Source organism: Flammeovirga pectinis (genome assembly GCF_003970675.1).
GTDB classification, from domain to species: Bacteria; Bacteroidota; Bacteroidia; order Cytophagales; family Flammeovirgaceae; genus Flammeovirga; species Flammeovirga pectinis.
Genome location: NZ_CP034562.1, coordinates 1733334 through 1757055 on the forward strand (window position 1 = coordinate 1733334; position 23722 = coordinate 1757055).

Consider the following 23722-nt stretch of genomic DNA (forward strand, 5'->3'; position numbering starts at 1 on the left):
CAATGAAATTTATATTATTAGCCCTTCTCTCTGTAGCCTTTTTTAATACTACGTTTGCTCAAACCAAAGTAGGTGATACAAAGAAAGGACAATCATCTTATTACGCAGATAAATTCCACGGAAGAAAAACTGCAAATGGAGAGAGATTTAATATGTATGCATTTACTTGTGCACATAGAAAATTACCATTTGATACTTATTTAAAAGTAACAAATCTTAAAAATAAAAAATGGATTGTTGTAAGAGTTAATGATAGAGGACCTTTTAAGTCTCAGAGAATTCTAGACCTTTCTAAAGGAGCTGCCGTTAAAATTGATATGATTAATGATGGTATTGCTGACGTTGAAATAGAAATTCTTTATACAAATGGGCAGGGTACTAAGGTAAAAGAAGGTACATCTGGTGGTCCAAATCAAAAAATTACAACAGCTGATGTAAAGAAACCTAAGAAGAATAGTTCTACATCAAGTCAACCTAAAAAGTCGTCTGGTTCTTATGGAGCACCTGGTACTTATAGTATTTGGGGTACATCAAAAAAAATAAAAAATGGATATGGTATTCAAATGGCATCATATAAAGATGTCAAAAAAGCCATAGATGCAGGGAAGCTTGCTAATAAAAAAGGATTGACAGAAATCTATATTCAAGCAGGTTTTTCAAACAATAAAAAGATCTATAGATTACTTTATGGTGATTTTTCTGAAGGAAATGCGAAAAAAAACGTACAAAAAGTAAAATCTAAGGGCTATAAAGGTGCCTTTGTCAAAAAGCATTTATAACTTATAAAGGATTACCACTTAAAGGTAACTTAGAATAACTTAACTATGCTTTAAGACAATGATGCAAGAAATCTCTTTTGATACAATTCGCCAATATGGGAATATAGAATTACTCGCTAAGCAAATGGTAGAGGGTTTTATAACGGGTTTACATAAATCTCCATATCATGGCTTTTCTGTAGAATTTGCTGAACATAATTTATATAACCCTGGCGAAAGTACTCGACATATTGATTGGAAGGTATATGCTAGAACAGATAAGTTATTTACAAAGCGTTACGAAGAAGAGACAAATTTAAGAGCGATGATTGTCTTAGACAGATCTCTATCTATGTATTATCCTGATAAAACATACGATAAGATGGGTTTTAGCACAATGGCAGCAGCATCAATAGCCTATATGCTACAGAAGCAGCGAGACGCAGTTGGTTTATGTACTTTTTCTGATGACTTGGAGGAAATGACGCAAGTGAAATCAACACGAACGCATTTACATCAAATTTTTGTAAAACTGCAACAAATGTTGGAAAAAGCTCCACCACAAGGAGAAACACATATTGCAAAGGTTCTACATCAAGTTGCTGAAACTATTCATAAGCGTTCTTTAGTTATCATCTTTAGTGATATGATGGGACAGATGGGGAACAGAGATGAAATGTTTGCTGCTTTACAACATCTCAAGCACAATAACCATGAGGTACTATTATTTCATGTAGCAGATCATAGTACAGAGTTGCAACTAGATTTCCCAGAACGTCCTTTTGTTTTTGTGGATGTTGAAACAGGACAAAAAGAAAAACTTAGACCTTCTCAGGTGAAAGAACAGTATGAAAAAACGATTCAAGATTTATACCATGACTTAAATGTAAAATGCGGTCAGTATAAAATTGATTATGTTGAAGTGGATAGTAAAAAAAATATTGATCAGATAATTTTACCCTATTTGATTAAACGTCAAAGAATGCGTTAATCCATAAATTAAGCCATCAAATAAGATCCCTTTATAAAGAATAAGAATTGTTTTGATATACTATTTTAGAATAGGTATCAAATACTTCTTATTTTTTATTATTTTTGCCCCTCAAAAAAATATCTAAAGATGGCAAAGCAAAAACCTAGTGTTCCAAAAGGTACCCGAGATTTCGGACCGGAACAAATGGCAAAAAGAACATATATTCTTGATACAATTAAGTCTGTTTATAAAAAATATGGTTTCCAGAATCTAGAAACTCCTACAATGGAGAATCTATCTGTACTTACAGGTAAGTATGGAGATGAAGGTGACCAATTGTTATTTAAAGTAGTTAACTCTGGTGATTACCTTAAAAAAGTAACTGCTAAGGATTTAGAAGAGGGTGCAAAGCATATGCTTCCAAAGATTTCTGAAAAGGGTTTACGTTATGATTTAACTGTTCCTTTTGCAAGGTATGTTGTAATGAACCAAGGAACTTTAAGTTTTCCATTTAAAAGATACCAAGTACAACCTGTTTGGAGAGCTGATAGGCCTCAAAGAGGGCGTTACAGAGAATTTTATCAATGTGATGCTGACGTTGTTGGAACAGACTCTTTACTTTGCGAGGCAGAAATCCTTGCTATGATGGGAGAGGCTCTTACTGATTTAAAGATTACAGACCACACAATTAAATTAAATAACAGAAAAGTACTTACAGGTATTGCTGAAGCTATTGGCGAAAACGGTAAGGAATCTGAATTGTGTGTTGCTATTGATAAATTAGATAAAATTGGCGTTGAAAAAGTAAATGAAGAACTTATTCAGCAAAGAGGTTTCTCTCAAGATGCAGTTGATAAGTTATCTCCAATATTTTCAATTTCAGGTTCTACAGAAGATAGAATTGCTGCAATGAAAAATATGCTAGCAACTTCTGAAGTTGGTTTAAAAGGACTTTCTGAATTAGAAGAAGTTTTTGCATTTACTGCTAAGATGGGAGTTGCAACTGATAAAGTCGAATTTGATGTTACTCTTGCTAGAGGGCTTTCTTATTACACAGGAGCAATTTTTGAAGTGAAAGTAAATAATGCAAACATGGGAAGTATTAGTGGCGGTGGACGTTACGATAACTTAACCGGTGTATTTGGTTTAGAAGGCATGTCTGGTGTAGGTTTCTCTTTTGGTGTTGATCGTATTTACGACGTGTTAGAAGAATTGGATTTGTATCCAAAATCGGCAATGGAAACGACTAAAGTTATGCTAACTAACTTTGATGATGCTGGACGAGACTACTCATTACCTTTATTACAGAAGTTAAGAATGGCAGGGGTTAGTGCAGAATTATATCCTGATACTGCCAAAATGAAAAAGCAAATGAACTTTGCTAATAAAAAAGGAATCGCTTATGTAGTTTTGGCTTGGGAAGATGAGATTTCTCAAGGTAAATACTCATTAAAAAATATGTTGACAGGTGAGCAGCAATTATTATCAGCAGATGAGATTGTTGGCTTATTGAAATAAAACAGTCAATTCTATATGGAAAAGCAGCCCTACTTATTTTTGGTAAGTAGGGCTGCTTTTGTATATATGATTAATTGGATACTAATAATTCCAATCGTTTTTCTCTATTTCTAGAACTGCATTTACAACTAAGTCTATCATTGCAACTACATCAGTCGGGTGAGCCATTTCTGTTGTTTGGTGCAAATAACGCATAGGAATACTTATAGCTCCTGCAATAGAACCATTTTTTGGCATTCTTTGAATGTTTGCAGTATCAGTTCCTCCAAAAGGAAGGACTTCTGGTTGAGATGTAATTTCATTTCTTTCAGAAACACTCTCCAAGTGTGCAACCATTCTACGATCGCAAATGGTACCACCATCAAAATGCTTAATAGAAGCACCTTTACCCATAGATGTTACATAATCTTGAGGAGCAAGACTAGGAATGTCATTAGCGACAGTTACATCTAGTGCAATACCATAATCTGGAGATACACCATGAGCTGCAACTTGAGCACCTCTTAAACCTACTTCTTCTTGTACAGTAAAAACACCATAAACATCTACAGGAACTTCTTTATCCTTTAATGTTTTCATAATTTCTACTAAGGCATAGACACAAACTCTATCGTCAAGAGATTTACCATTAATTAAATCACCAACCATTTCAAGTTCTTGCCATCTAGTAATAGAATCGCCAACCTTTACATGTTTCTCGACTTCTTCTTTAGATAAACCACAATCAATAAAGTACTCTTCATTTGTAACTACTTTACTTCTTTCTGCAGCAGACATAGAATGGATAGGTTTACAACCCATAACACCAAGCAAGTCTTTTTTACCATGAACTTTTACACGTAAAGAAGTTAATGTTTTTGGATCGAAGCCACCAAGAGTTTGAAATCTTATGTAACCATTATCATCAATATGTTTTACCATAAATCCAATTTCGTCCATATGTGCTGCAAGCATAAACTTTTTAGCAGTTGGCTTATTAGATTTTTTGATAGTAATTAAATTACCCATGTTGTCTACATAAAATTCATCGACAATATCTTTTAAAGTGTCAATTAATAAATGTCTGACTTTTTTTTCGAAACCTGGAGCGCCCGAAGTTTCGCTAATTACTTTTAGTAGGGGTAAGTCAATTTTTTCTAAACTCATTGTGTCTCTATTTTATGTTTTATATGATTTGTTTCTGTAACCTAAATTGATATAATTTATGGTATATATCAAGTAAACCAAAAAGAGATCTCGATTTAACAAGACCTCTTATTGTAATTACAGTTTAATTAAAATATTTTCTGATACTAGAGCTGAAATTATCTTCTTTTCTCTAGCATTTATTTTTAGTTCAAGTGATTTGTCAAATTCAATTTTATCAAGAACTTGAATCTCTGAGCCAATACCAATACCAACTTTATCTAGATATTGTAATAAACTACTGCTTTCGTCTTTTACTGCAACCACAGTACCTTTTTCATTAATCTTTAGCTCACTTAACTTTGTAGCTTCTAACGTGCTAAAATTACCATCTTTATCAGGTATTGGGTCTCCGTGTGGATCGTGTTTTGGATAGCCTAGAAAATGGTCTAATCGTTCAATCATTCTCTGAGACTGAATATGTTCTAATTGTTCAGCAACTTCATGTACTTCATCCCAATTAAACTCTAATTTTTCAAGTAGGAATACTTCCCATAATCTATGTTTTCGAATTATGCGTAAAGCAGCCTTTTCACCTTTTTCTGTTAGTGTTGTACCTTTATATTTTTGATAATTAATAACTTCTTTGGTATTAAGTTTCTTAATCATATCTGTTACAGATGCAGGTTTTGTATGTAGTGCATCTGCAATAGCATTCGTACTTACCGGATCTGTAACGCCAGAAAGGTGATATATTGTTTTTAAATAATTTTCTTCTGAATTACTAAACATACTGGATTATATAGGTCGTAATAATTTAAAGTGATGTGCAATTTATAAGGTTTCAATGATATTCAACAATTTTTTTTCTTCTGTATTCCATAAAGCCTTTTGATCTATACCGTTTGAATAGGGAATGAAAGTATTAATCTGTTCTTCAAATGACTTAATTTCAATAGGTTGTTTGAAATCAATAAACATACTACCATTAGATTCCTTACATACTTTTTCCCATAATAAATTTTCTTGAGTAAGCATGGGTATTCCTAAACCAAGACATTCATATAATTTTGTAGGAATACAATTTTTTGTACAGGGGTTTTCGGGGTAGGGTAATACTACAAAATCACTTGAAAACATTTCTTTGATAATTTGTTCGTGTGGAACAAATTCAGTGACTCCAATGCACTTTATATTTTTATTGGTAGTTGTACTATTTTGTAGAATTTGGATAACATCCTCTTCATAAGCTTTTCCAATTATTGTGAGTTTGTAATTTAATACAGACTTGCAACTACTTAAATCAGAAAACCAGTTTAATATCACTTCTACACCAAATATTTTTGTTAAGCTGCCACAAAAAACTAAAGACACAGTATTACTCTGCTTTTTAATAGATTTTTTTAAATGATATATCGGATTGAATTTATTTTCTAGAATTGTGGTTTTTGAAAGAGGTAATTTTTTCTCTGTTAAATAGGTCTGCTCTGCCACAAAAATATGTGATAAAAAAGGATACGATACTTTTTCAATTAAATGACTAAAAGAAGATAATATTTGGGATTGTAGAGTGGGTCTATACTTTTGATATCGAAAGTTGAAAGGATAATTTTCCAACATATCATATATAATTTTCACCTTTTTGTTTTTAATCTTATAATAAATAAGAGCAGGTAAAAGCTCAATAGTATGTACGATGATGAGGTCTGGCTTGACTTTGCGTATTTGTGATAGAAAAAGCCTACTTGTAGTTAAACGAGTAGGCTTTTTGCTAATTTCATCATAAGGATGAAAAGTAATATTTTGAATAGGAGCTGTCTTGTTTAAAGAAGCAGTTCCTACAATATGAATTTCAGCATTTTGTATTTTAGAAAGAGATAGCCCAATTTTTTCAAATACTCTGCTGTCATCAACAGGTTTTAAAACTGACGCTAAAACGATCTTCATTTTTATGCTAAAATAGGAGAAAGAAACTCCATTGTATCAATTTCGTCTGCGTAAGTATCTACGGTAGGGAATTGAGCTAAACCAAAATCTTCGGAGTTAGCCAACCATCTTCCTTCAGTTACAATACACTGTATTTTTTCTTTATTTTGATCAATCTTATCTTTAAGATCTTGCCCGTTTTCATAGGTTTCATAATAAAGAACAGAAATAGGAGAAACCATTTCTGTAGACTCTGTTAAAATAAGTCCACCATTATCTAAGTGCTTTACTTTATTGATTAAATAAATAGATTTATTGTAATCGTAATTATTAGCGTACTTATGATTTATGATAGTTTCTTTAGCAGCATCTTCTAAAGCAGCCATCAATAAAGTATGGTCATAACCCTTAGGAGTATATATTTTTGAAATATTTCTACAGCCTAATCCATAGTATAAGAAAATATCACTTGTTAACTTGGTAAGTGCTTCTTTACTTTCATCTCCACGAACAACTGCAATAGAAGAACGATTTTGACGTATGATATTGGGATATTTATCAAAATATTTCACAAAATAACGAGAACTGTTGTCTGATCCAGTTGCAATTACCTTGTCAATTTCTTTAATAGGGGCGTCAAGAATAACAATTTTGTCATTAAATCTTGGTTCAATTTCTTTTAACCAAGTAAAAAGTATTGTCATCAGAAAAGTATCTGATGAACTTAACTTAGCCATTAAAATATTGCCTGTAATTAAAGTACATAATGCATCATGAAATCCAACAGCAGGAATATTACCAGCCATTACAATTAGCACTCTTTGTGGAGTTGCATCATTTGTAGATGGGTATTTAGTTACCCACTTGTTAAGAACATCTCGTTCTAACATTTTAGTAATACCTGTAATAGCATTACTAACTGTATTATTATCGAACCAACCGTTTCCATCATTTGCTCTTCTTGTAAGCATAGATGCAGTTTCTTCGTCTAAAGTTCTTAGTTTATCACCTAATGCTACAAAAGCATCAATTCTATCTTGCAACTTCATAATTCCTCTATTTTTCTAAAAACAGTGCAAATCAAATAGGAAAGTAATCATCAAACAAGTAAAATAGATTAAAAGTCAGTTAATGCGAAAGAAATAATGTTAGTTCCCATTTGAAGCGCCTTAGTTCTTACTTCTTCTGGGTCTCTATGAATACTTGGATCTTCCCATCCGTTACCAAGATCCGATTCAAAACTATAATAACAGATTAATCTACCATCATACACTAAGCCAAATCCTTGAGCGGGTTTGCCGTCATGCTCATGAATTTTAGGTAACCCATTTGGGAAATCAAATACTTGATGATAAATAGGGTGGTCAAATGGTATTTCAACAAAGTCTAATTCTGGGAAGACCTTTTTCATCTCAAGACGAATAAATTTATCAAGTCCGTAGTTATCATCAATATGTAAGAAACCACCTCCAGAAAGGTAATTTCTTAAATTCTCGGCGTCACTATCAGAGAATACAACATTACCATGCCCTGTTAAATATACATAAGCATAATTAAAAAGTTCTGGGCTTCCAATTTCTACAATTTCGTCATCAACATCAATGCTTGTTCCTAGATAATCATTACAGTAATCTGCTAAATTAGATAAGGCTGTTTTATTAGCATACCAATCACCGCCACCACTGTATTTTACTTTTGCAATTTTTAGAGAATAACCTCTTTGGTTTTGAGCAAAAATACTAATAGATAAAATTGATAATAAAAGAACGAATACGATTTTCTTCATGGTATATTGTATTAGAATAACAGCGGTCTTTATGTTATGACCTAACCTAATTTAATGATAAATTTTTAATTATTTCAAATAAGACATATTCATCATTTGTACAGCTACAATTCCAGCAGTCTCGGTTCTTAATCTTTCTGTTCCTAAACTGACCCACTCAAAGCCTTTTTGCTTTGCTTTATCAGCTTCTTCTTCACTAAATCCACCTTCGGGGCCAACTAAGACAAAAGTATCTTCATTCGCGGTTAATTTCTGAAATAAATTTTCTGTAGCTGCAGTGGGTACATAGGCTATATATTTATTTTTTATGGGTGATAGAAATACTTCATCTAGGTTTTTAGCAAGAGATAACTCAGGTAACCAATATTTTCTTGATTGTTTCATAGCGCTAACAGCAATACGTTCCAATCTTTCTAATTTTAAATTTTTTCTCTCTGAATGAGTGGAATAGAAAAATGTAATTGATGCGACGCCAATTTCGATTGCTTTTTCTAAGAAAAATTCTATTCTGTCCATGTTTTTAGTAGGAGCTATGCCTAGATGTACATTTGCAGCAACTTGAGGCAGTTCTTCTACACTTATTATAGTAACAAGACATTTTTTTTGGTTAGCGTCTTTAATGTTACAAGTATAACGAAAACCCTTACCATCCATTAACTGAAGCTCGTTGCCTTGCTTCATTCTTAGAACACGGACTATATGTTTAGAATCTTCAGGTTGTAAAACAACTTCTTGCTTGTTAGAATCTATATTAGAATGATAAAAAAGTCTCATAATGGTATCTTTTTATTGATTTTGAACGTAAGTACATACAAAATTAAGAGTCTTTTAAATTAAATTTGTATAATTGCGGACGAAATAATGAATTTTTCTTTCTTATGCAGATTTGATTTAGTAATTTTGCAAGCCAAATCACAGATAAGGTGAATAAGAAAAAAGCATATAGTATAGGAATTGGTGGCCTGAAAAATGGTAAGCATCAGTTCGAATTGGAGTTAACGTCGAAACTTTTAGAAATATTTGAATCTGAATTGATGGAAAATATCTCAGGAAAGGCGATATTGCACCTTGCAAAAAGTGAAACATCTATTGATGTAGATATTTTACTAGATGCAGAAGTTAAGCTATTAAGTGATAGAAGTCTAAGAGAGTATGATGATACTTTAGCTGCAGAGCAAAAAGTTTTCTTCAAATTTTCTGACCATTTTGAAATGTTGGAAGATGATTTATTTAAAATCCCTTTCAATGAGTCAAATTTAGATTTTGCACAAATCTTGTATGATTTAATAGCAGTGTCATTGCCAACAAAACGTTTGCACCCTGATGAAGATGAGTTAGAAGATGTTTTCTACTCAACTTTAGAAGATGATGAAATCGAGGAAGAGGTGGATGATCAAGACGAGATTGAAGAAGAGAAACCTTCTGATCCTCGTTGGGATATTTTGAAAAAACTCAAGTGATATATATTAAGAATTAAAGATGGCACATCCTAAATCGAGAATTTCGAAAGCAAGTAGAGGTAAGCGTAGAACGCACCTTAAGATGGATAAACCTACAATCTCTTTTTGCCAATCTACTGGTGAAGCACACGTAAGACACCGTGCATTCTGGGCAGATGGTAAAATGTATTATCGTGGCCAAGTGGTTATCGATAATTCTGTAGATGTAGACGAAACTGCTGAGTAGTTTTAAACTGCTCAAAATCAAGCCAATTCCTAAAAAGGGATTGGCTTTTTTTTATACTTTATATGGAAATTGCAAGAGTTGTTTATCTTTGCCTTTTGAAATAGAATTTTGATTAAGGCAAAATCAAAAAATTACAAAGAAATACCAATAGAACTATGGCAATAAAAGCGGCAATAAAGGGAGTTGGAGGATACGTTCCGGATTATATCCTTACAAATAAGGAATTAGAAACAATGGTTGATACAACCGACCAATGGATCTTAGAAAGGACGGGTATTTCTGAAAGGCATATCTTAAAAGGAGAAGGATTAGGTTCTTCTTATATGGGTATTAGAGCTGTACAGCAGTTGTTAGAAAAAACAAATACAGATCCTTTAGATATTGATCTTATTATTTGCGCTACAGTAACACCTGATATGTTTTTCCCTGCAACATCAAATATTATTGCGAAGGGAGTTGGAGCAGATAATTCTTTTAGTTTTGATTTAGGAGCTGCTTGTTCTGGCTTTTTATTTGCATTAAGCACAGGCACACAGTTTATAGAAACTGGTAAATATAAAAAAGTAATTGTAGTAGGGGCTGATAAAATGTCTAGCATTGTAGATTATACAGACCGTACTACTTGTGTTTTATTTGGTGATGGTGCAGGAGCTGTATTATTAGAACCTACTGAAGCCGAAGAAGGAATTAGAGACTTTGTATTGAAAAGTGATGGTATAGGTGAAGATTACCTCTATATGAAAGGTGGAGGAAGTAGAATGCCTTCAACTCACGAATCAATAGACAATAAAATGCACTACATCTATCAGGCGGGAATGCACGTGTTTAAATATGCGGTAGTTTCTATGGCAGATGTATCGGCAGAAATAATGGAGCGTAATAATCTTACTGGTGATGATATTGCTTATTTAGTGCCTCATCAAGCCAATAAAAGAATTATTGACGCAACAGCAAATAGAATGGGTGTAGGAGAAGATAAAGTGATGATGAACATCCATAAATATGGAAATACAACCGCTGCAACGATCCCATTGTGTTTAATGGATTACGAAAATAAGTTAAAAAAGGGTGACAATTTAGTGTTAGCAGCCTTTGGAGGTGGATTTACTTGGGGTGCAGCTTACGTAAAGTGGGCATACTAATTAAATATTTGTATTTTTGTGGTTGGAATTAAAAATCCAACTAATTTTGATTGATTTAGAATAATAATTAAAGATATATATGGCATCTACAGCTGATTTTAAAAATGGTTTGTGCTTACTTTACAATAATGATATTTTTCAAATTGTTGAGTTCCAACACGTAAAACCAGGTAAAGGTCCTGCTTTTGTACGTACTAAATTAAAAAGTATCCGTACAGGAAGAGTAATTGATAATACTTTCTCTGCAGGACATAAAGTGACTACAGCTCGTATTGAAAGAAGACAACATCAATATTCATATAAAGATGATATGGGTTTCCATTTCATGGATACATCTACTTGGGAAGAGGTAGCTTTACCAGAAGATCAAGTTCCTAACAATGATTTGTTACAAGATGGAATGAATGTTGATATCTTATTCCATGCAGAAGAAGAAGAGGTAATAGGATGCGAACTATCTCAGTTTGTTGAATTAGAGATTACTTATTCTGAACCTGGTATTAAAGGTGACACTGCAACGAATACATTAAAACCTGCTACGTTAGAGACTGGAGCAACAATATATGTTCCTTTATTTTGCGATACAGGTGATGTAATCAAAGTGAATACACTTGACCGTTCTTATGTAGAACGTGTTAAAAAATAATAGTATTTAATCAAAAAAAAGGTTGAAAAGATAACTTATATTTAGTCGTCAATTCAATATCACACACTATCACATTATGAAAGCACCAGAGGTAAAAGATCTGATTAGCTTTATTGCGAACTCAGGTTTGCAAGAAGTAAATGTAGAAACTGCAGAAATCAAACTTCACGTTAAACGTAATGCAGAAGCTATAGCCGCTACATCTGTAGCAGCACCAGTTTTAGCAGCACAACCAGTTGCTCCTTTAGCAACAGCACCTGCAGCTGAATTACCTTCATCTGCACCAGCAGTAGAAGCATCAGCAGCAGTAGAAGCACCAGCAGCAGACACTTCAAATTACATTGAAATTAAGTCGCCTATGATTGGTACATTCTATACAGCTCCAAATCCTGATTCTGATATGTTCGTGAACGTAGGAGATTCAGTGAAAAAAGGAGATGTTGTTTGTATTATCGAAGCAATGAAATTATTCAACGAAATTGAATCTGAAGTATCAGGTAAAATCGTTAAGATACTTGTTGACAATATGTCTCCGGTTGAATACGATCAACCATTGTACTTGGTAGATCCAGCTTAGTCTTATATTCTTACATATAAGACAGCTTTTTAACAATTTTATCACTAAAAATTGGGACTATCGTGTTCAATAAAATATTAATTGCAAATAGAGGCGAAATTGCTCTTCGTGTTATCCGTACTTGTAATGAGATGGGTATTAAGACTGTAGCTGTTTACTCTACTGCTGATAAAGAATCTTTGCATGTTCGATTTGCTGATGAAGCTGTTTGTATCGGACCTGCAAGTAGCACTGATTCGTATTTAAACATACCGAACATTTTAGCTGCTGCAGAAATTACGAACTGTGATGCTATACATCCTGGTTATGGTTTCTTATCAGAAAATGCTCAGTTCTCAGCAATTTGTGCTGAAAATAACATTAAATTTATTGGTGCTTCGGCTGATATGATTAATCGCATGGGCGATAAAGCAACAGCTAAAGCAACAATGAAAGAGGCAGGTGTGCCTACTATTCCAGGTTCTCAAGGTTTATTATCTTCTGTTGCAGAAGGTAAAGAAATCGCAGAAACAATTGGATATCCTGTAATTATCAAAGCGACTGCTGGTGGTGGCGGACGTGGTATGCGTATTATTAACGAGCCATCTGAATTCCAAAAAGCTTGGGATTCTGCTCGTCAAGAATCTGCAGCTGCATTCGGTAACGACGGTATGTATCTTGAAAAATTCGTTGTTGAACCTCGTCACGTCGAAATTCAAATTATAGGTGATAGCTTTGGTAAAGCATGTCACTTATCAGAAAGAGACTGTTCTATTCAACGTCGTCATCAAAAATTAACAGAAGAAGTTCCTTCTCCAGCTTTAAACGAAAAAATTCGTAAAAAAATGGGTGAGGCAGCAATTGCTGGTGCAGAACGTATTAAATACGAAGGTGCTGGTACTGTTGAATTTCTTTTAGATAAATTTGGTGATTTCTACTTTATGGAAATGAATACTCGTATCCAAGTAGAACATCCTGTAACTGAACAAGTAACAGGTTTTGATCTTATCAAAGAGCAAATTAAAGTAGCTGCCGGCGAAAAAATCTCAGGGAAAAATTATTCTCCAATGTTCCATTCAATTGAATGTAGAATTAATGCGGAGGATCCTGCAAATGATTTTAGACCTTGTCCTGGTAAAATCACAACATTGCATATTCCTGGTGGACCAGGTGTAAGAGTTGATACTCACGTTTATACTGGGTACACAATTCCATCAAATTATGATTCAATGATTGCAAAATTGATTGTTACAGCTGAAACAAGAGAAGGAGCAATTAAAAGAATGAAGCGTGCTTTAGGTGAGTTTGTAATTGAAGGTATTAAAACTACAATTCCTTTCCACTTAAGATTAATGGATAATGATGTTTATAAATCTGGTCATTTTACGACTGCATTTATGGATGAACATTCTTATGATACATTATAAGTAACTTAATTCTTTAAGATATAAAATATAAAATAGGGTAGCAATTTAATTTGTTACCCTATTTTTTTGTCAAATAACTTATATGTTAGATATTAATCAAATACCCTTGAAAATAACCGTATCATTTCCTTTTTAGAGCTAATAAAATACACATTTCAAATTTTCTAATATTTGTGCTATGATAAAAGTAAGTTTTGTATATTTAAAATATTGAAGTAAACTTGCAATAGTAAATTAATTATTCATTATATATTTTATTAACCGAATGTATAAATAATATTATTAATATAATATTCGTGTAATAAAATATAGGTATACTTATTATTTAATCAATTGTATAATGAAATATCAAATAAATTCCATGAAACCACTTCCTTCTAACGAAATAAAAGAAGGGATGTATATTGATTCAATTATTAAAGAATATAAAAATTATCTCTTGTTAGAAATAAATGATGAAAAGGTCAATACAGCGTATAAAGCTCTTACAGTTTTTAGAAATTTTCTAGATTATATACTTCGATTTAGAGAGGGGAGGTTTTCTAAAATTAGTTTTGAAAAATATTCTGAGTATTTAGTAGACTTAGTTGATAAAAATGAAATTTCTACTTCAAAAAAAGCATTTAAAAGAATGTATGCTAGAAGAATAGCTATAGAAGGTAAAGCAGGTTATTTAAGATGGATGCTTGATAATAATATCAATCAAGTTCTGGTATCACCAAAAAACAAATTATTGTCTAATAAATGGGACGATAATTTTAAATTATGGTTAGCGTCAAAGTCCAAACTTAAAAGGACTACAAATTATCCAATTTATATTTCAAATATTGTCAATAATTATATTAAATGGATTTATAATACTTCTGATTTACAAATAATTAATGATATTACTGTTAATCAATTTCTAAGAAATAATGCCCATTTAAAAACTTCAACGCTTAATCTCTACCTAAAAGCAATTAAAAGATTTGCTGATTTTTATATAGAAAATAGTGAAGATGAAAAAGGAAAAATTGAGGCAAAAAAAATATTGAAATTAAACGAATTTGAGACGAATAATAGTATTGAGAGAATTAGAATAGATACTACTATTATTAATAGATTATATAGAAATGCAAATGATAAAATTGATTTAATTCTACATTTAGGCGTTGATTTAGGATTAAGAGCTAGTTCTATGATCAATTTACAATTGAAAGATATTGACTGGGAAAGAAAAAAAATTTCAATTTGGTTAAAGGGTAGAAATGAAAAAGAAAGTTTACCTATTCCTAAAAACTTATTTGATGTACTTGATAGGTATTGTATTGGAATGGAATTAGAGCAATTTGTACTTGGTTTTAGTACACAAAATTCATCTTCAATTTCTAAATATTTTTCAGACTTCCTAATAAGAAATGACGTGAAAGTAATTGAAAAAGAAGGTGATTTATATTCAATCAGTCTACATAATTTGAGGCATACTTTTGCTTATAACTCTCTTGATAAATATGGGCTTATTATGACTTCTAAATTACTTTGTCATTCATCAGTTGAAATTACACAGAAACATTATTTAAAAGATAAGTTAAGAGACGAAATGAATTTAATTTTTTCTGATCAATACAAATAATAATAAGTTTAAATTTACTTGAAGATTTGTTTCCATTTTCAGACAATACAAAAAAATAGTAGTAGGTCGCTAGATCAGGAGAATAATCAATTAGGTGCTGTTGTAATTTGGGAAATTGTGAAAGGTTTTGGAATTTGTAATGACTTATTATTTTATTCCTTAAAAATATTGCTGAGAAACTAAGTATTAAAGCAATAGATGTTACTCCTAAAATGATAACAAAAATGGGAGGTAAAATTATCGGAGAAAAAACTAACTTTTACGGAATACCAATCACAACCATGTCTTTAAGTAAATCGCAATTTTTTAATTCTATATCAAGTTCTAATAGATAGTATGCATATTAGTTTTATATACAAAAATGAGTCATCACTTTTAAAAATATAAAGTTATGACTCATTTTTTTAGAGAAAGAGAAGTAGTTTACTCTACTCTTAACCAAGTTTGTGTTTTATAAATAAACCCTATGTAACCACGTACCTGAAGTTTTCCATCTTCAACCCATATTTTTCCAGTATAGATTTTCCCATTTTCAGGTTTTAAGATTTGTCCATCAGACCATTGGTCACCATTAGATTCCATATCCCAAATAATTTCCATACCAACTACAGGTTTATCTTTTTTATCTCCAGGGCACTTATCACAAGTAGTATCTTCAGGGTCAACTAATAACTTAATAATTTTCCCTTTCATTTGCTCACCATCCTTGTATATTTCAACATAGGCTTTGGCTTCATTTGTTTCATCATCAATTGTTTTCCAGATGCCAAAAGGAGAAGTTTCTTGAGCAGAAGAGCTGAATGATAGGAGTAATATGAAATTTAAACTTAGATAGAATGCTTTCATTGTATAGTTTTTTATTCTAAAATAATTTGCTTTCCTGAATAGAAATCAAGGATTTTTCTTGAGAAAATAAATTGATATTTTGATCTGTTTAGCTCTGCTTTTGCAATATTTAGATTGTTTTCTGCAACAACATAATCGGTTGTTGAAGCAGCTCCAGAAGCAAATCTTTTATTTACAGATCTAAACTGTTCTTGTAGAGATTCTACAGATTTTCTATTAGAAATATATGTCTTTTGAGAAGAAAGAGCATTGATATAAGACTGTTCAATTTTCTTTCTTAAATCATTTAATTGTTGTTGTAACTGCACTTCATTTTTCTTTGTAGATAACCTTGCTTTGTTTACAGCAGTTTTAACATTACGTCTACTGTAAATGGGTATATTTAACTGAATAGTAGCTACTTGACTAAAGAAGTTTTCAAACTGTGTACCTAAAGAAGTATCATTTGGGTCGATAGGATTTACATAATTTGAGGAATATCTTGTATTTAGATTCCCATTAAAATTTAATGATGGATAATAATCACCTTTAGCAATTTTTTCTTGAAATTCGGTTACAGATATATTTAATTCTGCTTGTTTAATTTCAGGCATAATTAACTTAGATTCATCAAATACAACTTCCGACGGAGTAAATTGCATTGTAGTATCTGGGTCAGCAAAATTAGGAATATCAACATTAAAGTTTGTAGAGAAATCTAGCTGCATAGATTGCTTTAAAGTTAGAATTGCAATATTGTAAGAGTTTTCTGATTCAGTAAGCTGTCTTTCGGTATCTGCAAATTGAGACATTAAATCAAGTAATTCAGATAGAGGCGAAGCTCCAGCTTCAACTAGTCTTTTTGTTCTATCTACTTGTTCTTGAAGTGTTTTTACTCTCTTTTTTGAGATTTCAACATTTTCAAATTTATAAATTACATCTAAATAATTTTCCGTAACCTGAATGATTATATCATTTTCAATCTTGTCTTTTCCAAATTCAGCACTTTCAATACTAGAGCGAGATTGCTTAATAGTATTAGAAATTTTTCTGCCATTAAATATAGGAATACCTACTTGAGCACCAAAAGAACCAGTATTTACGCTCTGTTGAGAATATACATTGGTTGTTGGATCGGGGTTTAAACCTCTATTAAAACTATGAGAATAAAAACCAGATACACTTGGGTATCTTTGGGCTCTAGCTTGTTTGTATTCTTCGGTTCTATCACCAACCTCATAATCTTGTAACTTTACATAGAGATTATTTTCTATTGCGAATTCAACACATTGACTATAAGACCATAAACTATCTTGTGCGAAAGTTGTGGAAGTAGATAGAAGTGTAAGTAATATTGCGAGGAGTTTGTTTCTTAACATGATGAAAATGCAGAGGCATTTAAAAAGTATGTATTTAAAAGTATAAGTTAATAAAGTTTTAGATTCTTCTATAATTACTCATCCACATTTGGTAAAAAAGTTACATTTACAACCCATTTTAAACTTTGAAGGTATTGTAAAGTAATGTCTCTAGGAGCTGAATCCATTTCTATAAATTGACATGCCGCTTGATGTTTCCCTTTTCTAGAAACGGTCATTTCTGCAATATTTACATCTTCCTGAGCTAAAAGGTTTGAAATAAAAGATATTGATCCTTTTCTGTCTTCTGCAGTAACGATTAAGGTAGGAGAATTTGCACTAAAATTAGATGTGAAACCATCAACTTGACGAATTGAAATAATACCACCACCTTTACTTACACCAACTAATTCTAATTTTTGATCACCTTTAAATAAGATTAACTTTATAGTATTAGGGTGATGTGCTGATGCATTACCTACTGGTTTAAATTCAAAGTCAAGATTACTTTCTTCAGCTTTATCGAATGCTAATTTTATATTAGGGTCGTCCGTTTGCATTCCCATTAATCCAGCTAAAATGGCTTTATCAGAACCGTGACCTTCATAAGTTCGTGCAAAGGAATTATAGAAAATTATTTCTGCTTTATCTGGTGTTCCTCCAATCATCTTATTTCCAACTCTTCCAATTCTTACAACACCCGCTGTATGAGAGCTAGATGGTCCGATCATAATAGGACCTATCATATCGAATATGCTTGATTTTTCTGCCATGTTTATATATATAATTGAAGAACTAGGTTAAGATTCTTCATAGTATTTAGTATGTGTTTATTTAATATCTATAAAGATCATTATTTCAGTTCAAAAGTAAAGACTTTTACTGTTGAATATTTGTAATTACATACCCAAGCTTCAATTATAGTAGTATTTTCAAATAGAGTAATACCAACAGGCCCTCCATTAGATTTATATTCACCTACTTTGATGCCATTTTCTAAATTGAAAACTTGTAGTAAGTCACTCGCGTAACATGTCACAAAAATAAATTTTTCATTCTTTGAAATAGCAATACTTCTAGGGTCATCTGCTGTGGTAATACTTCTTACTTTTTTTAGAGTTCCTCTATTATAAACACTAATTATTTCTTTACTACTTTGGGAAAGCACAATTTCATTTGCTGTTAATTTAATATCTCTAGGTGAAACAACATCTTTAATAACTGTATCTAATTTTAGTGTAGTTAGATTGTATATGCTTAAAGAATAGGAGCCCATATTACCGATTATAATTCTATTGTATTTTTCATCAATAAGTATTCCTCTAGGCGTACCTTGTGTTTTAATGTGTTGAGTTGTTTTCCATTCGTTTTTATCACCAGAAGCATCAATTATAGAAAAAGAATTGTCGTGCCAATTTGTAACATAAACTTGTTCTTTTTTTATTGAGTACCCGATTGATTTAGGGGTAGTTTCTGTATCAAGAAAGTCAAGTTTAATTTTTTTAGGGGTAGTCGAATTTGAATCTAGTAGAAAAGCATTATAGTTTGTCTTTGCTTTTGGTTCATAATTGATATCCCAGACAGCTACAGCATCAGCATTATGTAAACTAACCCATAAATACTGACCATTGTTGGTGAAAATTCCTTCAACAGGTTTTTCTTTTGTTGATTTTACCCAATTCTTTGTTGAGTAATTATAACCAAGACCTTCCGTTGGTTTAAACTTTAATGTCCTTTGTCTTTTTCTAGTTTTTTGATCAATCTCAACAATAGATTTCCCCTCTAAGCATAATGCATATATGTGTAATTGGTTTGGTGATATTAATAAAGATTTAGGTGATCTATCTACAGGGAAGCGTTGAGATGTAATATAAATTAATGAATCATAGTTCTTTGGATGTTGTTTTGAAAGGTATTCTGAATTAAAATTAAGCGTGATAAAATATCCACCTATAATTAATATTAAGGTGGATATCATAAGAATTAAAGCTATTTTTTTAACAGTAAAATGCATATTACTTGCATGCTATTACACAAAATAATTGATGGGATTTGTATTGATAGTAGTCTTTAGACACTTAACTGTTTCAAATTGTGACTCAATAAAATCTTTAAGTAAATCAGAAGTAAATTGTTCACTTTCATAATGTCCAATATCTGCAATAATAATTTTACCTTCGGCATCAAAAAATTCGTGGTATTTAAAATCACCAGTAATAAATATATCAGCTTTGATAGACATAGCGTTTCTTAAAAGAAAACTTCCTGATCCACCGCAAACAGCCACTTTCTTAATCTTTTTATTTAAAAGTGGAGTGTGTCGAATTACACCTACTCCAAAAGTTTGCTTTATTCTTTTCAGAAATTCTATTTCATCTTCAGCTTCTGGCAAAGTACCATACATACCAGAACCAATTTCATTGTCTGTGTTTTCTAACGCAGTTATTTGATAAGCCACTTCCTCGTATGGATGTGAGCTTAAAAGAGCATTAATTATTTGACCTTTTAAATGTTTTTGAAATTGTATTTCTAGTTTAATTTCAGGAGTACTTTTTCTAATACCTTTATCACCAATAGTTGGAGTAGAATTGGCATTTGGAGTATAACTTCCAATACCTTCAGATCTGAAGTTACAACCATCATAATTTCCAATTTTACCAGCACCTGTTAAGTGTAAAGCATTCTCTACTTTCTCAATACTATTACTTGGCACATAAGTTACAAGTTTAAATAAATTTGATTGGGTAGGAGCTAATATTCTTTGGTTTGTCAATCCAATTAGATCGCATATTTTGGCATTGACACCATGTTGCATATTATCTAAATTTGTATGGATTGCATAAATAGAGATATCATTCTTTATTGCTTTAATGATTGTACGTTCAACATAATTCTTTCCATTTAGACGTTTCAATCCTTTAAAAACTATGGGATGATGAGCAACTATTAAATTACATCCTTTAGCAATTGCTTCTTCTATAATTTCTTCTGTACAATCAAGACTTACCAGTACTTTTGTAACTATGTCGTTACCTGAGCCAGTAATTAGTCCTGCATTATCATAACTTTCTTGATACATAGAAGGAGCTAGTGTATCAAGCTTATTAATTATTTCTTTTACTTTCATATTGCTTTTTAAATAAATAAAGCTCGAATCTAATGAAACGAGCTAAATTTTAATAGTAAGGTTCTTTATAAGAAGAACTATTCCTTTAATTTTTTATTAAAAGTAAGTACTGGACGAATTGCATGGTTGGCAACTTCTTCTGCAATACTTCCAAGAAGTAAATGTTGAATACCTGTACGACCATGAGTTGTTAAACTAATCATATCAGCATTTATAAATTCTGCAAAACCTCTAATGCCTTCTTCTTCAGAAAAATCATTGAAAGTGGCTACATCAAAGTTTTTGAATTGATGTGTTTTTGCAAAATCTTGAAGATGTTGAATTGAAAATGGAGTCGCCTCAAAATTATTTGGTGTAATTACTTTGACAAGGTGAATTTTGGAATCAAAAAGTTCTTGAAATAACTGAATAGAAGAGATTGCATGTTGAGAGACTTTATTAAAGTCAGATGCAAAAACAATATTTTTTGGTCCAAAATCTTTTTCTTCCCTTTTAATAGTAAGAACAGGTACTTTTGCGAGTCTAATAATTTTTTCGGTATTAGATCCAACTAGTACTTCATCAATTCCACTTATACCTTGAGAACCAATCACAATTAAATCTGTTTTGTCTTTTACCACAAAATCAGCTAAATGTCTTTGAAGAGAATCAAATTCAATGTGTTTCTCAATGGTAACTTCAGGGTTTTCAGCAATAATCTTATTTACTTTGGTTTCTACAACCTCAGACAACTTCTTAGTGTAATGTACATAAACCTCTGGATCTTCCATTCCAACATCACCAGCACCAAAAACAGATAAACTATCGTAATGATTTATTGTAGGAACATCGATAACATGTAATAAAGAAATTGACGCATTAATTTTTTTTGCAATAGTAATAGCAACATTTAAAGCGTTATTTGCTTCTGGAGAGAAGTCTGTTGGGACTAAAATATTTTTTATCTTCATGATTTTTAGTTGTTTTATTTCCTACTATGAAGATACAAATATGTTCTCAAAAATGATAGTCTTTTATATATAAAAACGTTGTAATTACACTAATTATTTATTACTGAAATTTATATAACAGATAGTAAAACTTATTTAAGCATTTCTTTCTGTAAGTTTTTTCTATTCGAAGATCTTCTTAAATAATTTTGTTTGAGAAATGGATAAGAAAGTACAGATAATAAAATTATACCTGCTCCTATATAGAACCCAAAGGTCATTGTTTCTTCCTCACCAAATATGATTAATGCTAGGATAATACCATAAATAGGTTCAAGATTAACTGTTAAATTTACTTGAAATGCACTTAAATTTTTCTGAATTTCTACACAAACCGCATAGGCTATGGTGGTGCAAATAACAGATAGTACTAAAAGATAGAAAATATCTATTGTTGAAGGTATTACTAAAAGTGTATCTGTAGATGATAGAAAGGGAAGGCAAGCAAAAGCAGTAATGCTTCCGCCAATCATTTCGTATAATGTAATTTTAGGTGAGGTAATTCTTTTAACAAACTTACCATTTAACACACTAAATAAAGATCCAACAAAGGCAGCTCCTAGCGAGAGTCCTAAACCTAAAGCATGATCAAATTCGAATTGGAAAATAATATACAATCCAAAAATTACAAATAGACCAAGAACAACCTCATACGGTTTAATACTTGTCTTATTTAGTAATGGCTCTAAAATAGAAGTAAACAATGCCGTTGTTGCAATACCTGCTAGACAAACACTTACTTTAGAAATTTTTGCAGAAGCAAAGAATAAAATCCAATGTGCAGCAACAAGAGCACCTGTAAATAAAAGCTTTGCTGCATCTTTGTAATTAATCTTTAATTCCCATTTCTTATACTTCATGAAAATTGCCATAGAAATGGCTGCGATCAACGTTCTATAGAAAACTAATTGAAACGGATCTAAGTCAATAAGGACACCTAAGATGGCCGTAAATCCCCATATAAATACAATTATATGGAGTTTAACTTGCTCGTTGAACATGTGTTTGAAGCGAATATTTATGGTAGTAAATAATTGAATTGCAAATGTATAAAAAAAGAGTCTAACTTTATTTAAAAAGTTAGACTCTCTTTTAGCCAATAAATCTTATTGGTATTTATTTCTGTGCTTTTAGGTATAACCCAATGGTTACAAACAAGAAAACAATATTTGGCATCCAAGCGGCTAGGAAAGGACTTAATGTTCCTGCTTCGGCAATTGCTCTACTCATTATTACAAAGAGTAGGTAGATAAATGCTAAAACAAATCCCATTGCTATTTGGAATCCAGATCCATGCCTTGATTTGGTAGAAGATACACAAACACCCATTATTGTAAGCAATAAGATTGCAAATGGATAGGCGTACCTTTCATATAGTGCATTTTCATAGATTCCTAAATTACCTACACCTCTTTGTCTTTCTTGATTAATAAAGTCGGACAATTCAGTATTTGTTAAAGTCTCGTGTAAGTTATACTTACTTTCGAAGTATTTAGGATCTAAATTTAATTTCTTTGTGAGTGATGTACCCTTTACAAATTTTTGCGTTCCATCTACATTGAAAGTATATTTTTCATACTTATCAAACGTCCATTCTTCTTTTGCAGAATCCCATTGGATACGGTTAGCAGAAATTTTTTCTAAAAGTGTATTGCCATCAAAAGTTTCTAAAGTAGGTCTATAACCCCTTTTGATTCTATTGTTATAGCTTTCAACATATAGATAAGTAGAATCACTTACCCTATAGTGAATATCTCTTTCATTAAAGTAGTAGGGGCTTTTAAGGTATTTAATCTCAAACGCAACTCTAGTTTTTGCACTGTAAGGAACTACATATCCTATAAGTCCAAAAATAATTCCACCAATTATAGAAGCACCAACAATATAAGGAAGTAAGAATCTAGGATAACTTACTCCATTACTTAATACAGCAATAATTTCTGTATGTGCCGTTAATCTTGCAGTCATAAAGACAACCGCAATAAAAATTGATAGTGGACTTAATGTATTAACCCAATGTATAAAAAGGTTTACATAGTACTCGGAAAATACATATCCGAAGTTTAATCCATGATTTAAAAAATCGTCTTGCTTCTCGGTGTAGTCAATTACACAAACAATGATATTTAATAGTAATACTACAAAAATAAATGTTTTAAAAAACTTAGTGAGAATATACTTATCCAGAAGTTTCATATAAGTCTGTCGTATGTGTTTTAATTCGACATAATGGCAAAAGCCTAACTAATTACAAAAAACGATTTCCTA

24 protein-coding genes are annotated in these 23722 nt (G+C 31.6%); 10 read left to right on the forward strand and 14 right to left on the reverse strand.

From position 1 onward, the window contains the following. Positions 1-2: 2 nt before the first annotated feature. The 3 genes from EI427_RS06950 to hisS all read left to right on the forward strand — a co-directional run bounded on the left by EI427_RS06950 (position 3) and on the right by hisS (position 3249). Complete coding sequence (locus EI427_RS06950; RefSeq protein WP_126613055.1) at positions 3-779, forward strand: septal ring lytic transglycosylase RlpA family protein; 777 nt, start codon at positions 3-5, stop codon at positions 777-779. Between the two features lie 58 nt (positions 780-837). After that, a complete protein-coding gene (locus EI427_RS06955) occupies positions 838-1749 on the forward strand; it encodes a DUF58 domain-containing protein (RefSeq protein ID WP_126613057.1) in 912 nt (303 codons plus the stop codon). Between the two features lie 129 nt (positions 1750-1878). Then, the gene (gene hisS, locus EI427_RS06960) at positions 1879-3249 is read left to right on the forward strand and encodes a histidine--tRNA ligase (protein ID WP_126613059.1); all 1371 of its coding nucleotides are present in this window, start codon (positions 1879-1881) and stop codon (positions 3247-3249) included. Between the two features lie 81 nt (positions 3250-3330). Here the strand turns inward: hisS and EI427_RS06965 are convergent, their stop codons facing one another. The 6 genes from EI427_RS06965 to EI427_RS06990 form a co-directional block, all read right to left on the reverse strand. Further along, positions 3331-4395, reverse strand: coding sequence for a M42 family metallopeptidase (locus EI427_RS06965; RefSeq protein WP_126613061.1), 1065 nt, complete (start codon positions 4393-4395; stop codon positions 3331-3333). 117 nt (positions 4396-4512) lie between these two features. After that, positions 4513-5166 carry a metal-dependent transcriptional regulator gene (locus EI427_RS06970; RefSeq protein WP_126613063.1) on the reverse strand — a complete coding sequence of 218 codons (654 nt, stop codon included), beginning with the start codon at positions 5164-5166 and terminating at the stop codon, positions 4513-4515. A gap of 42 nt (positions 5167-5208) precedes the next feature. Further along, positions 5209-6321 (reverse strand): glycosyltransferase family protein, encoded by a 1113-nt coding sequence (locus tag EI427_RS06975; protein WP_126613065.1) that lies wholly within the window; start codon positions 6319-6321, stop codon positions 5209-5211. Between the two features lie 2 nt (positions 6322-6323). Next, positions 6324-7349, reverse strand: a complete 1026-nt coding sequence (locus tag EI427_RS06980) for an acyl-CoA reductase (protein ID WP_126613067.1) — start codon at positions 7347-7349, stop codon at positions 6324-6326. 68 nt (positions 7350-7417) lie between these two features. Continuing rightward, on the reverse strand, positions 7418-8086 hold the full coding sequence (locus tag EI427_RS06985) for a DUF4159 domain-containing protein (RefSeq protein WP_126613069.1): 669 nt from the start codon (positions 8084-8086) through the stop codon (positions 7418-7420). 69 nt (positions 8087-8155) lie between these two features. Beyond that, the gene (locus EI427_RS06990) at positions 8156-8860 is read right to left on the reverse strand and encodes a 16S rRNA (uracil(1498)-N(3))-methyltransferase (protein WP_126613071.1); all 705 of its coding nucleotides are present in this window, start codon (positions 8858-8860) and stop codon (positions 8156-8158) included. 149 nt (positions 8861-9009) lie between these two features. Between EI427_RS06990 and EI427_RS06995 the strand changes: the two genes are divergently transcribed. The 7 genes from EI427_RS06995 to EI427_RS07025 all read left to right on the forward strand — a co-directional run bounded on the left by EI427_RS06995 (position 9010) and on the right by EI427_RS07025 (position 15155). After that, the gene (locus tag EI427_RS06995) at positions 9010-9546 is read left to right on the forward strand and encodes a YceD family protein (RefSeq protein WP_126613073.1); all 537 of its coding nucleotides are present in this window, start codon (positions 9010-9012) and stop codon (positions 9544-9546) included. A gap of 19 nt (positions 9547-9565) precedes the next feature. Next, complete coding sequence (rpmF, locus tag EI427_RS07000) at positions 9566-9772, forward strand: 50S ribosomal protein L32 (protein WP_126613075.1); 207 nt, start codon at positions 9566-9568, stop codon at positions 9770-9772. Positions 9773-9927: 155 nt separating this feature from the next. Further along, entirely contained in the window at positions 9928-10914 is a 987-nt protein-coding gene (locus tag EI427_RS07005; protein WP_126613077.1) for a beta-ketoacyl-ACP synthase III, read from the forward strand. Positions 10915-10993: 79 nt separating this feature from the next. Further along, the gene (gene efp / locus EI427_RS07010; RefSeq protein WP_126613079.1) at positions 10994-11560 is read left to right on the forward strand and encodes an elongation factor P; all 567 of its coding nucleotides are present in this window, start codon (positions 10994-10996) and stop codon (positions 11558-11560) included. Positions 11561-11636: 76 nt separating this feature from the next. Further along, positions 11637-12137, forward strand: coding sequence for an acetyl-CoA carboxylase biotin carboxyl carrier protein (gene accB, locus EI427_RS07015; RefSeq protein WP_126613081.1), 501 nt, complete (start codon positions 11637-11639; stop codon positions 12135-12137). Between the two features lie 62 nt (positions 12138-12199). After that, positions 12200-13543 carry an acetyl-CoA carboxylase biotin carboxylase subunit gene (gene accC / locus EI427_RS07020; protein ID WP_126613082.1) on the forward strand — a complete coding sequence of 448 codons (1344 nt, stop codon included), beginning with the start codon at positions 12200-12202 and terminating at the stop codon, positions 13541-13543. Positions 13544-13883: 340 nt separating this feature from the next. Next, entirely contained in the window at positions 13884-15155 is a 1272-nt protein-coding gene (locus tag EI427_RS07025; protein ID WP_126613084.1) for a tyrosine-type recombinase/integrase, read from the forward strand. A gap of 423 nt (positions 15156-15578) precedes the next feature. Here the strand turns inward: EI427_RS07025 and EI427_RS07030 are convergent, their stop codons facing one another. From EI427_RS07030 to EI427_RS07065, 8 genes are all read right to left on the reverse strand, one after another. Next, positions 15579-16001, reverse strand: coding sequence for a DUF2147 domain-containing protein (locus tag EI427_RS07030; protein ID WP_126613086.1), 423 nt, complete (start codon positions 15999-16001; stop codon positions 15579-15581). 11 nt (positions 16002-16012) lie between these two features. Continuing rightward, positions 16013-17359 carry a TolC family protein gene (locus tag EI427_RS07035; RefSeq protein WP_126613088.1) on the reverse strand — a complete coding sequence of 449 codons (1347 nt, stop codon included), beginning with the start codon at positions 17357-17359 and terminating at the stop codon, positions 16013-16015. A 74-nt stretch (positions 17360-17433) separates the two neighbouring features. Next, on the reverse strand, positions 17434-18111 hold the full coding sequence (gene sdaAB, locus EI427_RS07040) for an L-serine ammonia-lyase, iron-sulfur-dependent subunit beta (RefSeq protein ID WP_126613090.1): 678 nt from the start codon (positions 18109-18111) through the stop codon (positions 17434-17436). An 80-nt stretch (positions 18112-18191) separates the two neighbouring features. After that, positions 18192-19316 carry a YncE family protein gene (locus tag EI427_RS07045; RefSeq protein ID WP_170178414.1) on the reverse strand — a complete coding sequence of 375 codons (1125 nt, stop codon included), beginning with the start codon at positions 19314-19316 and terminating at the stop codon, positions 18192-18194. A 51-nt stretch (positions 19317-19367) separates the two neighbouring features. After that, entirely contained in the window at positions 19368-20465 is a 1098-nt protein-coding gene (locus tag EI427_RS07050) for a Nif3-like dinuclear metal center hexameric protein (RefSeq protein WP_126613094.1), read from the reverse strand. Positions 20466-20542: 77 nt separating this feature from the next. Further along, the gene (locus tag EI427_RS07055; RefSeq protein WP_126613096.1) at positions 20543-21415 is read right to left on the reverse strand and encodes a universal stress protein; all 873 of its coding nucleotides are present in this window, start codon (positions 21413-21415) and stop codon (positions 20543-20545) included. 131 nt (positions 21416-21546) lie between these two features. Next, positions 21547-22455 (reverse strand): DMT family transporter, encoded by a 909-nt coding sequence (locus EI427_RS07060; RefSeq protein WP_126613098.1) that lies wholly within the window; start codon positions 22453-22455, stop codon positions 21547-21549. Between the two features lie 115 nt (positions 22456-22570). Further along, positions 22571-23650 carry an LptF/LptG family permease gene (locus EI427_RS07065; protein ID WP_126613100.1) on the reverse strand — a complete coding sequence of 360 codons (1080 nt, stop codon included), beginning with the start codon at positions 23648-23650 and terminating at the stop codon, positions 22571-22573. Between the last annotated feature and the right edge of the window lie 72 nt (positions 23651-23722).

Bases quoted from the DNA above. Each gene is read 5' to 3' on its own strand.
- EI427_RS06950 (WP_126613055.1), top strand. From the start codon at position 3: ATGAAATTTATATTATTAGCCCTTCTCTCTGTAGCCTTTTTTAATACT.
- EI427_RS06955 (WP_126613057.1), top strand. From the start codon at position 838: ATGATGCAAGAAATCTCTTTTGATACAATTCGCCAATATGGGAATATA.
- hisS (WP_126613059.1), top strand. From the start codon at position 1,879: ATGGCAAAGCAAAAACCTAGTGTTCCAAAAGGTACCCGAGATTTCGGA.
- EI427_RS06965 (WP_126613061.1), bottom strand. From the start codon at position 4,395: ATGAGTTTAGAAAAAATTGACTTACCCCTACTAAAAGTAATTAGCGAA.
- EI427_RS06970 (WP_126613063.1), bottom strand. From the start codon at position 5,166: ATGTTTAGTAATTCAGAAGAAAATTATTTAAAAACAATATATCACCTT.
- EI427_RS06975 (WP_126613065.1), bottom strand. From the start codon at position 6,321: ATGAAGATCGTTTTAGCGTCAGTTTTAAAACCTGTTGATGACAGCAGA.
- EI427_RS06980 (WP_126613067.1), bottom strand. From the start codon at position 7,349: ATGAAGTTGCAAGATAGAATTGATGCTTTTGTAGCATTAGGTGATAAA.
- EI427_RS06985 (WP_126613069.1), bottom strand. From the start codon at position 8,086: ATGAAGAAAATCGTATTCGTTCTTTTATTATCAATTTTATCTATTAGT.
- EI427_RS06990 (WP_126613071.1), bottom strand. From the start codon at position 8,860: ATGAGACTTTTTTATCATTCTAATATAGATTCTAACAAGCAAGAAGTT.
- rpmF (WP_126613075.1), top strand. From the start codon at position 9,566: ATGGCACATCCTAAATCGAGAATTTCGAAAGCAAGTAGAGGTAAGCGT.
- EI427_RS07005 (WP_126613077.1), top strand. From the start codon at position 9,928: ATGGCAATAAAAGCGGCAATAAAGGGAGTTGGAGGATACGTTCCGGAT.
- efp (WP_126613079.1), top strand. From the start codon at position 10,994: ATGGCATCTACAGCTGATTTTAAAAATGGTTTGTGCTTACTTTACAAT.
- accB (WP_126613081.1), top strand. From the start codon at position 11,637: ATGAAAGCACCAGAGGTAAAAGATCTGATTAGCTTTATTGCGAACTCA.
- EI427_RS07025 (WP_126613084.1), top strand. From the start codon at position 13,884: ATGAAATATCAAATAAATTCCATGAAACCACTTCCTTCTAACGAAATA.
- EI427_RS07030 (WP_126613086.1), bottom strand. From the start codon at position 16,001: ATGAAAGCATTCTATCTAAGTTTAAATTTCATATTACTCCTATCATTC.
- EI427_RS07035 (WP_126613088.1), bottom strand. From the start codon at position 17,359: ATGTTAAGAAACAAACTCCTCGCAATATTACTTACACTTCTATCTACT.
- sdaAB (WP_126613090.1), bottom strand. From the start codon at position 18,111: ATGGCAGAAAAATCAAGCATATTCGATATGATAGGTCCTATTATGATC.
- EI427_RS07045 (WP_170178414.1), bottom strand. From the start codon at position 19,316: ATGATATCCACCTTAATATTAATTATAGGTGGATATTTTATCACGCTT.
- EI427_RS07050 (WP_126613094.1), bottom strand. From the start codon at position 20,465: ATGAAAGTAAAAGAAATAATTAATAAGCTTGATACACTAGCTCCTTCT.
- EI427_RS07055 (WP_126613096.1), bottom strand. From the start codon at position 21,415: ATGAAGATAAAAAATATTTTAGTCCCAACAGACTTCTCTCCAGAAGCA.
- EI427_RS07060 (WP_126613098.1), bottom strand. From the start codon at position 22,455: ATGTTCAACGAGCAAGTTAAACTCCATATAATTGTATTTATATGGGGA.
- EI427_RS07065 (WP_126613100.1), bottom strand. From the start codon at position 23,650: ATGAAACTTCTGGATAAGTATATTCTCACTAAGTTTTTTAAAACATTT.